The sequence below is a fragment of the Cupriavidus basilensis genome (genome assembly GCF_000876015.1).
GTDB lineage: Bacteria > Pseudomonadota > Gammaproteobacteria > Burkholderiales > Burkholderiaceae > Cupriavidus > Cupriavidus basilensis_B.
This window is the reverse complement of sequence record NZ_BBQM01000017.1, coordinates 22,611-37,486: the sequence shown is the minus strand read 5'-3', so window position 1 is coordinate 37,486 and position 14,876 is coordinate 22,611. Positions and strand designations below refer to the sequence as shown.

14 protein-coding genes are annotated in these 14,876 nt (G+C 70.8%); 10 read left to right on the top strand and 4 right to left on the bottom strand.

Translation table 11 applies throughout. From position 1 onward, the window contains the following. Positions 1–7: 7 nt before the first annotated feature. Together KF708C_RS18390 and KF708C_RS18385 are read left to right on the top strand one after the other, a co-directional pair. Positions 8–967, top strand: a complete 960-nt coding sequence (locus KF708C_RS18390) for a Bug family tripartite tricarboxylate transporter substrate binding protein (protein WP_059412873.1) — start codon at positions 8–10, stop codon at positions 965–967. A gap of 215 nt (positions 968–1,182) precedes the next feature. Further along, positions 1,183–1,614 carry a CHRD domain-containing protein gene (locus tag KF708C_RS18385; RefSeq protein ID WP_059412872.1) on the top strand — a complete coding sequence of 144 codons (432 nt, stop codon included), beginning with the start codon at positions 1,183–1,185 and terminating at the stop codon, positions 1,612–1,614. Positions 1,615–1,652: 38 nt separating this feature from the next. Here the strand turns inward: KF708C_RS18385 and KF708C_RS18380 are convergent, their stop codons facing one another. Further along, a complete protein-coding gene (locus KF708C_RS18380; protein WP_059412871.1) occupies positions 1,653–2,354 on the bottom strand; it encodes a cytochrome b/b6 domain-containing protein in 702 nt (233 codons plus the stop codon). A gap of 65 nt (positions 2,355–2,419) precedes the next feature. Continuing rightward, on the bottom strand, positions 2,420–3,235 hold the full coding sequence (locus KF708C_RS18375) for an IclR family transcriptional regulator (RefSeq protein WP_059412870.1): 816 nt from the start codon (positions 3,233–3,235) through the stop codon (positions 2,420–2,422). A gap of 208 nt (positions 3,236–3,443) precedes the next feature. Here KF708C_RS18375 and KF708C_RS18370 point away from each other — a divergent pair, with 208 nt between their 5' ends. The 8 genes from KF708C_RS18370 to KF708C_RS18335 are packed head-to-tail and all read left to right on the top strand — an operon-like array spanning position 3,444 to position 11,171. Beyond that, positions 3,444–4,553 carry an ABC transporter ATP-binding protein gene (locus tag KF708C_RS18370; RefSeq protein ID WP_029043538.1) on the top strand — a complete coding sequence of 370 codons (1,110 nt, stop codon included), beginning with the start codon at positions 3,444–3,446 and terminating at the stop codon, positions 4,551–4,553. Continuing rightward, positions 4,550–5,431 carry an ABC transporter permease gene (locus KF708C_RS18365; protein WP_059412869.1) on the top strand — a complete coding sequence of 294 codons (882 nt, stop codon included), beginning with the start codon at positions 4,550–4,552 and terminating at the stop codon, positions 5,429–5,431. Before KF708C_RS18370 ends, KF708C_RS18365 begins: the two co-directional genes overlap by 4 nt. 5 nt (positions 5,432–5,436) lie before the next feature. Beyond that, positions 5,437–6,231: an ABC transporter permease gene (locus KF708C_RS18360; RefSeq protein ID WP_059412901.1), complete on the top strand. Its 795-nt coding sequence runs from the start codon at positions 5,437–5,439 to the stop codon at positions 6,229–6,231. Next, positions 6,228–6,587: a (2Fe-2S)-binding protein gene (locus KF708C_RS18355; RefSeq protein ID WP_020202721.1), complete on the top strand. Its 360-nt coding sequence runs from the start codon at positions 6,228–6,230 to the stop codon at positions 6,585–6,587. The genes KF708C_RS18360 and KF708C_RS18355 overlap by 4 nt, the downstream gene beginning before the upstream one ends. Continuing rightward, on the top strand, positions 6,584–7,981 hold the full coding sequence (locus KF708C_RS18350; protein ID WP_059412868.1) for an NAD(P)/FAD-dependent oxidoreductase: 1,398 nt from the start codon (positions 6,584–6,586) through the stop codon (positions 7,979–7,981). The genes KF708C_RS18355 and KF708C_RS18350 overlap by 4 nt, the downstream gene beginning before the upstream one ends. Continuing rightward, positions 7,974–9,152: an NAD(P)/FAD-dependent oxidoreductase gene (locus KF708C_RS18345; RefSeq protein WP_059412867.1), complete on the top strand. Its 1,179-nt coding sequence runs from the start codon at positions 7,974–7,976 to the stop codon at positions 9,150–9,152. Before KF708C_RS18350 ends, KF708C_RS18345 begins: the two co-directional genes overlap by 8 nt. Continuing rightward, complete coding sequence (locus tag KF708C_RS18340) at positions 9,152–10,210, top strand: extracellular solute-binding protein (protein WP_020202724.1); 1,059 nt, start codon at positions 9,152–9,154, stop codon at positions 10,208–10,210. The genes KF708C_RS18345 and KF708C_RS18340 overlap by 1 nt, the downstream gene beginning before the upstream one ends. Positions 10,211–10,232: 22 nt before the next feature. Next, positions 10,233–11,171: a 2-hydroxyacid dehydrogenase gene (locus KF708C_RS18335; RefSeq protein WP_059412900.1), complete on the top strand. Its 939-nt coding sequence runs from the start codon at positions 10,233–10,235 to the stop codon at positions 11,169–11,171. Positions 11,172–11,999: 828 nt separating this feature from the next. Here the strand turns inward: KF708C_RS18335 and KF708C_RS18330 are convergent. Together KF708C_RS18330 and KF708C_RS18325 are read right to left on the bottom strand one after the other, a co-directional pair. Next, the gene (locus tag KF708C_RS18330; RefSeq protein WP_059412866.1) at positions 12,000–13,478 is read right to left on the bottom strand and encodes a SidA/IucD/PvdA family monooxygenase; all 1,479 of its coding nucleotides are present in this window, start codon (positions 13,476–13,478) and stop codon (positions 12,000–12,002) included. Continuing rightward, entirely contained in the window at positions 13,475–14,857 is a 1,383-nt protein-coding gene (locus KF708C_RS18325; RefSeq protein ID WP_059412865.1) for an LLM class flavin-dependent oxidoreductase, read from the bottom strand. The genes KF708C_RS18330 and KF708C_RS18325 overlap by 4 nt, the downstream gene beginning before the upstream one ends. Positions 14,858–14,876: the final 19 nt, after the last annotated feature.

The following is a 14,876-nucleotide window of genomic DNA, read 5'->3' as shown; positions in this document are numbered from 1 at the left end:
ACAACCCATGCAGATCCACCGCCCGCTGCTTGCCATGCTGGCCGCCCTGTTGTTGAGCGGCGCCGCCGCCGCGCAGGGCTATCCCACCCATCCCATCACGATCGTGATCGGCTCCAGCCCCGGCAGCGCCACCGACGGACTCGCGCGCGCCATCGGCATGGAAGTGACCAAGCTCACCGGCCAGGCCGTGGTGGTCGACAACCGCGCCGGCGCCTTCGGCGGCATCGCCGCCCAGACCGTGGCGCGCGCCGCGCCCGACGGCTACACGCTGTTCATGACCACCAACACCACGCAGGCCGCCAACCCGCACCTGCTCAAGAAGCTGCCCTACGACCCGATCAAGGACTTCGCGCCGGTCTCGCTGCTGACCAAGGGCTACCAGCTGCTGGTGGTCAACCCGCAGGTCAAGGCGCACAGCGTGGGCGAGCTGGTCGCGCTGGCCAAAAAAGAACCGGGCAAGATGAGCTACGGCTCCGGCAGTTCGTCGGCGCAGGTGGCCACCGAGCTGTTCCAGCAGGCCACCGGCACCAAGTTCACCTACGTGCCCTACAAGGCCAATCCGCAGGCGGTGATCGACCTGGTGGCCGGGCAGACCGACCTGATGATCGTCGACCTCGCCGCCAGCCTGCCGCAGGTCAAGGCCGGCAAGCTGCGCGCGCTCGGCATCAGCAGCCCGAAGCGCTCGGCGCTGGTGCCCGGCGTGCCGGCCATCGCCGAGACGCTGCCCGGCTACGAGGCCGGCTACTGGAACGCGCTGTACGCGCCCGCCAGCACGCCCGCGCCGGTGGTGCAGCGCCTCAACGACCTGATGCGCCGCGCGATGGCCGCGCCCGAGGTCAGGCAGGTGGTCGAGCAGACCGGCATGGAGGCCGCGCTGTCCTCGCCCGAGGAACTGGGGCGCTTCCAGCTGGCGGAGCTGAGCCGCTGGGGGCAGATCATCAAGACGGCCGGCATCCAGCCAGAGTAAGGGCGTAGCCGGTAGTGTGGCGGCGCGGCGGTCCCGCGCCTGCCGGCCCCCGGGTCCCTGTACGGCGGTTGTCTGCGCGGTTGCCAGTGACTATGCTAGTCGGGCACATGGCCCGGCTTCCCGGGCCGGCCCGGGCAGACCGGACAGGAGACGATCAAATGCAGGTTTCGATACTTGTTCCGCCGCGTGCCCCGGTCTCGCGGCGCGCGCGCCTAATGTCCGCCGCGTTCGCCGCGCTCGCCGGCCTTGCGGCGGCCGCGGCGATGGCGGCGCCCGTTTCGTTCACGGTGCCGCTGACCGGCGCGCAGCAGGTGCCGCCGGTCCAGACCGCGGGCAGCGGCTCCGCCGACCTCACCTATGATCCCGCCACGCGGGTGGTCGCCTGGACGATCAGCTTCAGCGGCCTGTCCAGCGCGCCGACGATGGCGCATTTCCACGGTCCCGCCGCGGCCGGCAAGAACGCCGGCGTGCAGGTCTGGCTGGCCGAGAAGGGCGCCGCGCTGGCCAGTCCCGTCAAGGGCCAGGCCACGCTGTCGCCGGACGAGGCGAAGGAGTTCGCGTCCGGCGAGATGTACATCAACGTGCATACCAAGGACCATCCGTCCGGCGAGATCCGCGGCCAGGTGCTGCCGCCCAGGAGCAACTGACGCGACTGACGTAACGGACGGCCGGCGCGGCGCGCGTATCAGAGATACGCCGCCAGCAGCGCCGCCGCCGCCGCGCCCGCGGCCAGCATGAGCAGCGCCAGCGCCACGGGCGCGCGGCGCGGCGCGGGGATGCGCGCGGGCAGGAGCTTGCGCCCGGTCAGCATCGGGCGCAGCAGGTCTTGGCCCTTGGCCGCCGCGTACAGCGCGATGGCCAGCACGTGCAGCGCCACCGCCGCCAGCAGCGCATCCCACAACAGCGCGTGCAGCGCCGAGATCGCATTGGCGAGCGGCGCCGGCACCCATTCGCTCAGCGGCCCTTCGTTGGCGATGTCGTTGTTGATGTAGAGCCCGCTGAGCGTCTCGCCGAGCAGCAGCGTGAGCAGCAGCAGCACCATCCAGCCGCCGGCCGGGTTGTGGCCGACCTGCAGGTCGGCCTCGCGGCGGAACAGGTGGCGCAGGTGGCGCAGGTGACGCCAAGCGGCGGCGGGCGAAGCCATGAAACTGCGAAAGCGCGCGGTCTCGCTGCCGCAGCAGCCCCACAGCAGCCGGAAGAAAACCAGCGCGAGCAGCATCTCGCCGGCCCGCGCGTGCCAGTCCATCCAGTTCAGCCGGGCGGTGACGTAGGCCACGGCCACCAGCACCACCGCCAGCCAGTGGAACAGCCGCGTCGGCGCGTCCCAGACCGTCACGGGGCGGCCCGCGGGCGGCGCCAGCGGCGCGGCCGGGTCGTCAGGTTTCATCGCTCGGCTCCGTCGGGCATCCGGCCCTTGCCGGCCTTTACTTTAGGCCCGCCTGCCGCCGCGGCCTAGCGCTGCGTCAGCTCGGCCGCGGGATTCCACAGCGCCGGGTCGAACGGGTTGATCTGCCGGCCGACCTCGGCGGTCTCGCGCTGCATCAGCTCCACCACGATGGGCAGGCGCTCCGGGCTCAGCCGCTCGATCAGCGTGCCGATGCCCAGCGCCGCCACCGCGCGGCCTTCGCGGTCCAGGATCGGCACCGCCACGCCCGCCATGCCGTCGAGCAGCCCGGCGCGGCGCGAGGCGTAGCCGCATTCGCGGACCTGCTCGATCTCGCTGCGCAGCGACACTTCGTCGAGCAGGCCGTATTCGCGCAGCCGCGGCAGGTTGAACTGCAGCACCGCCTCGCGCTCCTCGTCGGGCAGGAAGGCGAGGATGGCGGTGGCGGCCTGGCCCACGCCCAGCGGCACGCGCCCGCCGATGCCGCCGGTGAAGGTGCGGATGGCGTAGGGCCCTTCGTTGCGGTCCAGGCACACGGCGTCGAAACCGCTGCGCACCAGCAGGAAGATCGCGTCGTTGAGGCGCGCCCCCAGCCGGAGCAGCACCGGGCGGCAAAGCTGGCGCAGCCCGCTCAGGTTGCCGGCCTGGGCCGCCAGCGCGAAGAACTCGATGCTCAGCCGATAGCGCTTGGAGCGCGTGTCCTGCTCGACCATGCCTTCCTTGACCAGCGATTGCAGCAGCCGGTGCGTGGTGGCCTGCGTCAGGCCGGTTTCCTGTGCCACGTCCTTGACGCGCGATGCGCTGTGCTGGTGCAGCGCCAGCGCGCGCATCACGGCAAACAGCCGGGCGGCGCCGCCGGCGGCGGGTTCCGTTACGTCTTCCATACAGTCGGCATCTCTTTCGTCGGAATTGAAGCAACGGCAGAAGGTCGCTTGATTTCAATCAATGGAATTTTACGAATAAAAATCCCATTGAACAGAATTATCTCACCGAACGGGTATGTTTCCTGCTCAAAATAAGCCGTCTCCTAACGGTTCGGATCCCGCCCCCACGATGCGCCGGATGCCGCCGCCGCCACCCAGGAAAAAGCGCATGTCCTTTCTTACCTTGAGCAATGTGAGCAAGTCGTATGGCGACAACCAGGTCGTCAGGTCGATGAACCTGTCGGTGGAGCGGGGCGAGTTCGTGTCCCTGCTGGGCCCCTCGGGGTGCGGCAAGACCACCACGCTGCAGATGATCGCGGGCTTTGCCACCGTCAGCAGCGGGCGCATCGCGCTGGACGGGCGCGACATCACCCATGCCCGGCCCAACACGCGCGGCCTCGGCATCGTGTTCCAGACCTATGCGCTGTTCCCCCACATGAGCGTGGAGGAGAACGTGCGCTTCGGCCTGGAGATGCGCAAGGTGCCGCGCGCCGAGCAGGCCGCGCGCGTGGCGCGCGTGCTGGAGCTGGTGCACCTGCGCGGCTACGAGGCGCGCTATCCGCGCGAGCTGTCGGGCGGCCAGCGCCAGCGCGTGGCGCTGGCGCGCGCGCTGGTGATCGAGCCGCCGGTGCTGCTGCTCGACGAGCCGCTGTCGAACCTGGACGCCAAGCTGCGCGAGGAAATGCAGTTCGAGCTGCGGCGCATCCAGCGCACGGTCGGCACCACCACCATCATGGTCACGCACGACCAGCACGAGGCGATGTCGGTCAGCGACCGCGTGGTGGTGATGGAGCAGGGCGTGCTGGTGCAGGTGGACAAGCCCTACGCGCTCTACGAGCAGCCGCGCACCGAGTTTGTCTCGTCGTTCGTCGGCAAGAGCAACCTGATCCCGGGGCGCGTGCTCGAAGGCGGCGCGCTGCCGCGCATCGAGCTGGCGGGCCAGCCCGCGCTGGTGGTCGGCCTGCCCGGCGCGGCCTGCCAGGCCGGCGCCGCGGTGCTGTTCAGCCTGCGCCCGGAGAAGGTGCATCTGGTGGCGCCCGGCGCGGGCCGCTTCGATGGCCGCGTGATCGAGCGCTTCTTCATGGGCAGCCACTGGCTGCACCGCATCGCCAGCCCGCTCGGCGAGCTGCTGGCGATGCAGAGCAACGACGGCCCGCCGCCGCAGCAGGACGGCGAGCAGGTCGGCATCACCTGGCGTGACGACAGCGCGCGCCTGCTGCCGGCCCCGGCAGCCACCGGCGCGGCGGCGCCGGCAGCGGTGCAGGCGGTGGCGGCATGAGCACCGCCGCAACCCTGCAAGGGCCGCCCAGGGCGCGCCCGTGGCCGTGGCTGATGTCGGCGCCCGGCCTGGTCCTGTTCCTGGTGATGCTGGTCACGCCGCTGGCGCTGACCGCCATGCTGGCCTTCAGCGTGTTCGACCACGACACCGGCAGCGTGGCCGGCGGCGTCACGCTGGCCAACTTCCTGGCCATCGTCACCGATGCCTATTACTACGAGATCCTGTGGCGCACCTTCTGGATCGCGCTGGTGACGACGCTGGTGTGCGTGCTGGTGGGCGTGCCGCAGGCCTTCATCCTTAGCCGCATGCGCAATCCGTGGCGCTCGGTGCTGCTGGTGGCGGTGCTGGCGCCGCTGCTGGTGTCGGTGGTGGTGCGCGCGTTCGGCTGGAGCATCCTGCTGGGCAACGCCGGGCTGGTGAACCAGATGCTCGGCGCGCTCGGCATCGCGCCGGTGCGCATCCTCTACACCAACCTCGGGATCGTGATCGGGCTGGTGCACGTGATGCTGCCGTTCATGATCATCCCGGTGTGGACCACGCTGCAGAAGATCGACCCGAGCGCCGCCGATGCCGCGCTCTCGCTCAACGCCTCGTTCCTGACCACCATGCGCCGCATCGTGCTGCCGCAGATGACGCCGGGCATTCTCTCCGGCAGCCTGATCGTGTTCGGCCTGAGCGCCAGCTCGTTCGCGATTCCCGGCCTGCTCGGCGGGCGCCGCCTGAAGATGGTGGCCACGCTGGTCTACGACGAATACCTCAACACCCTCAACTGGCCGCTCGGCGCGGCCATCGCCATCGTGCTGCTGCTGGCCAACCTGCTCATCATGCTCAGCTACAACCGCCTGCTCGAGCAGCGCTACAAGAAGCGCCTGGGGTGAACGCCATGAACAAGAACGGACCTCTCGCCCTGTGTTTCAACGCGCTGGTGATCGCCTTCACCGTGGCGCCGCTGCTGGTCGTCTGCCTGGTGGCCTTCACGCCCGGCGAAACGCTGAGCCTGCCGACCACCGCGTTCTCGCTGCGCTGGTTCCGCACGCTGCTGGAGCACGACGAATTCCTGCAGTCGTTCTGGACCAGCCTGGGGCTGGCCGTGGCCAGCGCCACGCTGTGCTGCCTGATCGCGGTGCCGGCCGGCATCGCCATCACGCGCCATGCGTTCGCGGGGCGCAACCTGGTCAACAGCCTGCTGCTGTCGCCGCTGCTGATCCCGCACCTGGTGCTGGGCGTGGCGCTGATGCGCATGTTCTCGCTGGTCGGCGGCGCCGGCAGCCTGGGCTGGCTGCTGCTGGCCCACACCATGGTCATCACGCCCTACGTGCTGCGCCAGGTGGTGTCCGCGCTGACCGGCTTCGACGCCAGCGCCGAGCAGGCCGCGGTGTCGCTGGGCGCGAGCCGCGCCACGGTGTTCCGCCGCATCGTGCTGCCGATGATCCTGCCCGGCGTCACCGGCGGCTGGATGCTGGCCTTCATCAACAGCTTCGACGAAGTCACCATGTCGATCTTCGTCACCTCGCCGTCGACGGTCACGCTGCCGGTGCGCATGTACATGTACGCGACCGAGTCGCTGGACCCGATGATGGCCGCGGTGTCCGCGCTGATGATCGCGCTGACCGCGGCGGCGATGCTGGTCATCGACCGCGTCTACGGCCTCGACCGCATGCTGGTGGGGCGCGCATGAGCACGCCATCCGATTCCGCGCGCGGCGCCGGCCAGTTGCGGCGGCTGCAGGAGCAGCGGCGCGCCGTGCTGCGCTTCGAGCTCGACGGCGTGTTCTGCGAAGGCCTCGAGGGCGACACCGTGCTGACCGCCATCCTGGTCCAGCGCCGGCGCCTGCGCGACAACGAATTCACCGGCGCGCCGCGCGCAGGCTTCTGCCTGATGGGCGCCTGCCAGGACTGCCTGGTGTGGCTCGAGGGCGGCGAGCGCGTGCGCGCCTGCGCGACCCCGCTGCGCGCCGGCATGCGCCTGCGCACGGCGCCGGTGTTCGCCGCGGCGCAGGCCGAGCCAGCGGAGCAAGCGGAGGAGCGGGCATGACGCGCGACGGCAACACGGTCATCGTCGGCGCCGGCCCGGCCGGCGTGCGCGCGGCGCAGACGCTGGTGCGCCACGGCCTGCGCCCGGTGGTGATCGACGAGGCGCCGCGCTGGGGCGGGCAGATCTACCGGCAGCAGCCGGACGGCTTCCGCCGCAGCGCGCGGCAGCTGTACGGCTTCGAGGCGGGCCGCGCGCGCGCGCTGCACGAGGCCTTCGCGGCCTTGCTGCCGCACGTCGACTACCGGCCCGGCCAGCTGGTCTGGAATGCCGACGGGCACGTGCTCGACCTGTGGGAAGCCGTCAGCGGCCGCCACGCGAGCCTGCCGTGGCGCGACATCATCCTGGCCACCGGCGCCACCGACCGCATCCTGCCGGTGCCGGGCTGGACCACGCCGGGCGTGTATTCGCTGGGCGGCGCGCAGGTCGCGCTCAAGTTCCAGGGCTGCGCCATCGGCCAGCAGGTGGTGCTGGCCGGCAGCGGGCCGCTGCTGTACCTGGTGGCCTACCAGTACAAGAAGGCCGGCGCCGACGTGCGCGCCGTGCTCGACTACGCCAGCACGGCGGAGCAGGCCGGCGCGCTGCTGCCGATGTGCCGGCTGCCGGCGGTGCTGGCCAAGGGGCTGTACTACGTGGCGTGGCTGCGGCTGCACGGCGTGCCGATCCACGCGAACGCGCGCCTGGCGCGCGTCGAGGGCGAACATGGCGTGGAGGCCGTGCACTGGGTCTCGCGCACCGATCCGTCCGCGACCCACCGCATCGCCTGCGACGCGCTCGGCTTCGGCTACGGCCTGCGCCCGGAGAGCCAACTGGCCGACCTGCTCGGCTGCGGCTTCGCGTTCGATCCGCAGCAGCGCGCGCATCTGGTCGCGCAGCAGCAGGGCCGGGCGAGCGTGCCGGGTGTGTTCGTGGCCGGCGACGGCGCGCGCATCATGGGCGCCGACGCGGCCGAGCTGGCCGGCGAGCGCGCGGCGCTGACGCTGCTCGCGCAGCGCGGCATCGCCGTCGACGCGGCGCGGGCGGCGAAGCTCGATGCGCGGCTGGCGCGCATCGCCGCGTTCCGCGCCGGGCTGGAGCGCGCGTTTCCGTTTCCGCGCGACTGGGCCGCGCAGGTGCCCGATCACACCGTGGTGTGCCGCTGCGAGGCGGTCACGGCGGGCGAGATCCGCCGCGCGGCGCGCGAGCAGGGCGCCGACGAGATGAACCGCATGAAGGCGCTGTGCCGGGTCGGCATGGGCCGCTGCCAGGGCCGCATGTGCGGCGTGGCCGGCGCCGAGCTGCTGGCCGATGCCTGCGCGCGGCCGCTCGAGCTGGTGGGCCGCATCCGCGGGCAGGCGCCGGTCAAGCCGGTGCCGATCTCCGGCCTCGCCGCCGGCGGGGAGGGCAATCATGGCTGAAACCCTGCAAGCCGACGCGCTGGTCGTGGGCGGCGGCATCGTCGGCGCGTCGGCCGCGCTGGCGCTGCGCGCGCGCGGCCTGTCGGTGGTGCTGCTGGAGCGCGACCTGTGCGGCTCGCGCTCCAGCGGCGTGAACTACGGCGGCGTGCGGCGCCAGGGGCGCGCCTTCGCGCAACTGCCGCTGGCGCAGCGCGCGCACCGCATCTGGCAGGACCTGCCGGCGCTGCTCGGCACCGACGGCGAATACGTGCGCAGCGGCCACCTGAAACTGGCGCGCACGGCGGACGACATGGCCAAGCTCGAGCGCTATCGCGACGGCGCGCAGCCCTACGGCCTGGCGCTGCAACTGCTCGGCCCCGGCGAATTGCGCCGGCGCTATCCGTGGCTCGGCGCCGGGCTGGCCGGCGCCTCGCTCTGCCCGGACGACGGGCAGGCCAATCCGCGCCTGGTGTCGCCGGCCTTCGCGCGCGCCGCGGCGGCCGCCGGCGCCGTCATCCGCGAGCGCGAGGCGGTGCTGCAGGTGGAGCACGGTGGCGCCGGCTTCGTCGCCACCACCGCCTCGGGCCTGACCGTGCGCGCGCCCAACCTGCTCAATTGCGCCGGCGCCTGGGCCGGCCCGCTGGCCGCGCGCTTCGGCGACGCGGCGCCGCTGACCCAGGGCCACCCGGCGATGGCCGTCACCGAGCCGCTGCCGTTCTTCCTGCCGCTGAGCCTGGGCATGGAGGGCGGCGACGTGTACTGCCGCCAGGTCGCGCGCGGCAACGTGGTGCTGGGCGGCGGCCGGGTCGAGCCGGGCGCGTCCGGCGTGGACGCGATCCGCTCCACCACCGCCGCGATCCTGGCGCAGATGCGCCGCATCGCCACGCTGATCCCGCGCCTGGAACAGGCCCAGATCATCCGCACCTGGAGCGGCATCGAAGGCTACCTGCCCGACCGCCAGCCGGTGCTCTGCGCCAGCCCGCGCGTGCCGGGCCTGTTCCACGGCTTCGGTTTTTCCGGCGCCGGCTTCGAGGTCGGCCCCGCCGCCGGCGCGGTGCTGGCCGAGCTGGTGGCCGACGGCGCCACCACGACCCCGATCGCCGCCTTCGACCTGCGCCGCTTCGCGCCGGGTACGGGCGTGCCTGCTGCTTCCCCCGCTGACTCACCCCGCATCGCCAAAGGAGTGCATTGATGACCAGACCGTTCGCTAAACAGATCCGGGCCGCCGCCGGCATGGCCGCCGCTTCGCTGCTGCTCGCCGCCGGCGCGCATGCCGCGACGCGCACGCTGTACGTCGGCATGAACGGCGGCTCGATGGAAAAGACCTACACGGACTTCGTGTTCAAGGCCTTCGAGAAGGCCAACGACGTCAAGATCGTGGTGGTGCCCGGCACCTCGTCCGACATCATGGCCAAGGCGCTGGCCGCCCGCGCCAAGCCGCAGATGCATGTGATGTTCCTCGACGACGGCCTGATGTACCGCGCCATCCGCATGGGCCTGTGCGAGAAGCAGCCGGCCTCCGCCGCCGGCAAGGCGCTCTATCCGCAGGCCCACATCGAGGGCGACATGGCCACCGGCGTGACCATGAGCATGACCGGCCTCGGCTACAACACGCGCGTGTTCAAGGAGAAGAACTGGGCGCCGCCCACCTCCTGGCAGGACCTGGCCGATCCCAAGTACAAGAACAAGGTGGTGTTCCAGTCGCTGCCGTCGTCCACCTTCGGCCTGCACGGCTTCCTGATGCTCAACCGCATCCGCGGCGGCAGCGAGTCCAACGCCGAGCCCGGCTTCAAGGCGTGGCCGCAGACGGTCGGCCCCAACGTGCTGGAATACGTGTCGAACTCGGCCAAGCTGTCGGAGATGGTGCAGTCCGGCGAGGCGGCGATCTTTCCGTTCACGCCCAGCATGACCACCATCTTCCAGGGCAAGGGGCTGCCGGTGGCCTATGCCCAGCCCAAGGAAGGCGCGGTGGTGCTGATGGTGGCCCAGTGCGTGATCGCCAACAACTCGGAGCCGGAGCTGTCGCAGAAGCTCGCCGCCTACCTGCTGACCGCCGCCGCGCAGAAGGCCGCGCTGGAAGGCGGCTCGTACAACCCGACCAACACCGAGGTGACGGCCACCGGCAAGGCCGGGCAGGAGCTGGCGCGGATGAAGGAATACCTCAAGACCGCGGTGACGGTCGACTGGAGCCAGATCAACCAGAACCGCGCCAACTGGGACCGGCAGTGGAACCGGCTGGTCGAGCGTTGAGCGGCGGCGCCGGGGTTTGCGCATGATCCTGCTGATCAAGTCCGGCGGCGCGCAGGCGCTGCCCGAATGGCGCGATGCGTTTGCCGCCGTGCTGCCCGAGGCCGAGGTGCGGCTGTGGGGCGACCCCGGCGTGCCGGCCGCGGCGGTGCGCTACGCGCTGGTGTGGGAGCCCGAGCGCGGCGCGCTGGCGCGCTACCCCAACCTCCGGCTGGCGATCAGCGCCGGCGCCGGCATCGAGCACATGCTGGCCGACGACCTGCTGCCGCCCGGCCTGCCGCTGGCGCGGCTGGTGCTGCCGGAGACGCAGCAAGGCATGGCCGAGTTCGTGGCGATGGGCGCGCTGATGCTGATGCGCGGCATGGGTGGCAGCGCGCGCGACCAGCAGCAGCGCCGCTGGCGCGCGCCGCCGCCCACACCGCTGGCGCAGCGCACGCGCGTGGGCGTGATGGGGCTGGGCGCGCTCGGGCTGCACGCGGCGCGCTACCTGGCGGGCATGGGATTCTCGGTGCAGGGCTGGTCGCGCTCGGCCAAGGCCATCGACGGCGTGGCCACATACCACGGCATGGCGCAGTTGCCGGATTTCCTGGCGCGCAGCGACATCCTCGTCAACCTGCTGCCGCAGACCGCCGGCACGGCCGGCCTGCTCAACCGCGAGCGCCTCGCCATGCTGCCGCGCGGCGCGCAACTGCTCAACGCCGGGCGCGCCGCGCACGTGGTGCAGGGGGATTTGCTCGATGCGCTCGATAGCGGGCACCTCGGCGGCGCGCTGCTCGACGTGTTCGATGTCGAGCCACTGCCGGAGTCTTCGCCGTTGTGGGATCACCCCAGGGTCATCGTCACGCCGCATTGCGCGGCGACGCCTTCGCGGCGGGATCGGGCGCGGCGGGTGGCGGAGTTGATTCGCATGGCGGAGGGTGGAGGGGAGGTGGAGGATGTTTATGAGGTGGGGAGGGGGTATTAGGGGGAGGGATAAGAAATTCAAAGGCAAAGGCTACTTCAAAGTCAACTTCTTAAAGTCAAAGTCAACGGCTTAAAGTCAACGTCAAAGTCAAAGGCTTTCGCGCCCCCGGCGCGACTTACTTTCTTTTATCCGAAAAGAAAGTAAGCCAAGAAAGCGGACTGCCTGGCCGGCAGGGGCAGAAACGTTGGGATTTCCAGGGTTGGTGGTTTCGTCGTGGGGTTTGCGGTTCTGCTGGCATCCTGCCGTTACCGGTTCGACTGGCCACGATCTGGCTGGTGGTGTTGGTTGCGGGGTCAGACCTATGATGGCGAATGCACTGCTGGTTCGGCCATCTGCCGTTACCGGTTTTAGCCGCCACGACATAGCACCCTCGTGTTTTCGTGGTGGGCGTGGTGGACCGGAGCGCGGGTGTTGGCGGGGACTCTTGCGTTGGGGCCACCGCGCCCACTACGAAACCAGTACCGTCCCTATGCCGTGTGCATCCGCTCTGGTCGCGGCAGCAGCCTGAAGGGCCTGGGCCACCGTCATCATGCAGCGCCACCACGAATCGAACACCATCCGTGACGCAGCAGGCGAGCAAACCAGTAGCGTCAGCAGTCTCATCGAAGCCAATGCGCCCACCACGAAACCACCACCAGACATAAAGTCTGAGCGCCCAGCCCTCTGCAAGAGTCCGCTTTCTTGGCTTACTTTCTTTTCGGATAAAAGAAAGTAAGTCGCGCCGGGGGCGCGAAAGCCTTTGACTTTGATTTTGACTTTGACTTTGAAGAAGTTAACGATTTTGAATTAGAAGTTGAGTTTTATCTTTATAAATATTAATAAAAACTATCACTCAACCTCCAAATCCTCCCCCTTCCACAATGCCGCGGCATAGAACTCCGGCCCAAAATCCACCGGCACCTCCCCCCGAATACGCCGCTTATGCAGCGGCAAATCCGCCAACAGCAAATCCCGGCTGATGCGCGCCACCGCGCCAGGAATATCGCGCCGCATGCTCGGCACGTCGCCGAGCGGCACGCCGGTGCTGGCGAACCCGCCCGGGTTGTGCACGTGGATGTCGCGCAGCCACGGCGCGCTGCCGGGCGTCTTTTCCAGGTATTCCAGCCCGCTGCCGAGGTACGGCGAGGCGCCCAGTTCGTCGTCGCGCGCGTCGGCTGGCGGCTGGTAGCGGTCGCGCCAGCGCAGCACGTGCGGCGCGATGTCGGCCAGCTCGGGCCGGGCGGCGGGGTCGACCAGGTAGCCGGTGCCGGCGATGGCGAAGTCGAAGCGCAGCGTCTCGCCGCGTACCTGCGCGGCGATGCGTCCGCCTTCGATCTCGGCCGCGCGCCACGGCGCGCTCAGGTGCAGGTGGAACTGTTCGAAGCCGAGCACGCGCTCCACCGAGTCGGCCGGCGGCGTGGAGCCGGCGCGGCGGTAGCGCAGGGCCTGTTCCCAGCGCGTGGCGTCGGGCAGCGCATGGTAGTTGTCGTAGAGGCCGGGGTAGGCGCGGATGCGCGAGACCGGCGTGGCGGCAATGTGATCGCGCCGCGCGAACAGGTGCACGGCGGCGGCGCCGGCTTCGAGCGCGACCGCGGCGGCGTCGAAGGCGGAGGCCGCGGCGCCGAGCACGGCCACGGTCTTGCCGCGCAGCGCGGCGAAGTCGATGGCGTCGGCGGTGTGGGCGGCCAGGCCCGCGGCTACCGCCGCCGACAGCACGGCCGGCACGAACGGCGCGCCGTTGCCGGCCACGCCGCTGGCGAGGATGACCTTGCGCGCGGTCTCGGTGCGCGGCTGGCCGTCGATCTCCAGGTGCAGGCGGAAGTGCGGCACGGCGGCGCCGGTCACGGGTTCGATGCGCTTCACGCGCGTGCCGTAGCGGACGTCGATGCCGAGGAAGCTGCGGAACCAGTCGAGATAGTCGGCCCAGGCCAGGCGCGGAATGCGGTCGATGGCGGCGTAGGCCTGCGCGCCGTGGCGCGCTTCGTACCAGGCCTGGAAGCCGAGCGCGGGCAGGCCGAGCTCGGGGCCGACCAGGTTCTTGGGCGTGCGCAGCTTCTGCATGCGCGCGCGCTCGCGCCACACGCCCGCGCGCGCGCCGTCGGGCGCGGCATCGAGCACGGTGACGCGGCCGATGCCGGCGCGCCGCAGCGCGAAGGCGTAGGCGCTGCCGCTCTGGCCGCCGCCGACGATGGCGACGTTGTGGTCGATGCCGGCATGGGCGGGCACCCAGTCGTCGGGCGCGGGGCCGATCAGGCGCAGCGTCTCGCGCGCGAGGAAATCGGGATCGGCGGCGGCGCCGGCTTGGGCGAGGGAGGACAGGTCGGTCATGCGGCGATGGCGGTGGTCGGCGTGGTCTGGCCGGCGCTGGCTTGCGCGGCGGGATGGGCGGGGCGCTTGAGCCCGAGGTGCTCGCGCAGCGTGGTGCCCGCGTATTCGGTGCGGAACAGGCCGCGCCGGCGCAGCTCCGGCAGCACCAGCGCGATGAAATCGGTGAGGCCGCCGGGCAGCACCGGCGACATGATGTTGTAGCCGTCCGCGCCGTACTTGCGGAAGCGTTCTTCGAGCTGGTCGGCGATCTGCTCCGCGGTGCCGACCAGCTGCCAGTGGCCGCGCGCGCCGGCCACGCGCTGGTAGAGCTGGCGGATGGTCAGGTTCTCGCGCCGCGCGAGGTCGATCAGCAGGCGCTGGCGGCTCTTGCTGGCGTTGGTCTCGGGCAGTTCGGGGATGGGGCCGTCGAGCGGGTAGCCCGACAGGTCGAAGCCGCCGCTCAGGCTGGACACCAGCGCGAGGCCCACCACCGGGTCGATCAGCGACTGCAGCTGCTCGAACTTCTCGCGCGCTTCGCTCTCGCTGTGGCCGACCACCGGGAACACGCCGGGCAGGATCTTGAGGTCGTCCGCTTCGCGGCCATACTTGGCGAGGCGGCCTTTCACGTCGGCGTAGAACGCCACCGCGTCCTCCACGGTCTGCTGCGCGGTGAACACGGCCTCGCCGGTGCGCGCGGCCAGTTCCTTGCCGGCCTCGGACGAGCCGGCCTGCACCACCACCGGATGGCCCTGCGGCGTGCGCGAGACGTTGAGCGGGCCGTGCACCTGGAAATGCTTGCCCTTGTGCCCGAGCACGTGGCGCCGCGCCGGGTCGTAGTAGCGGCCGCTGGCCTTGTCGCGCAGGAAGGCATCGTCCTCCCAGCTGTTCCACAGGCCGCTCACCACGTCGGCGAACTCGGCGGCGCGCTCGTAGCGGTCGGCATGCGCGAAGTGGTGCTCGCGGTTGAAGTTGTGCGCCTCGTGCTCGCTCGACGACGTGACCAGGTTCCAGCCGGCGCGCCCGCCCGAGATGTGGTCGAGCGAGGCGAACTTGCGGGCGATGTGGTACGGCTCGTTGAAGCTGGTCGAGGCGGTGCCGATCAGGCCGATGCGCTCGGTCACGGCGGCCAGCGCGGACAGCAGCGTGATCGGCTCGAACTGCGCCTGGTAGCTGTGCGCGGTGCGGCTGAGGAATTCCACGTCGTCGCCGCGCGTGCCCACGCCGTCGGCGAGGAAGACCAGGTCGAACTTGGCGGCCTCGGCGGCTTGCGCCAGCGCCACGTAGTGCTTGAAGTCGATGCCGGCGTCGGCCTTGGCGTCGGGGTGGCGCCAGGCGGCGATGTGGTGGCCGCTCGGATAGAGGAAAGCGCCCAGGCTGAGGAAGCCGCTGCGTTGAGCCATGATGAGTTGTCCCTTGGTT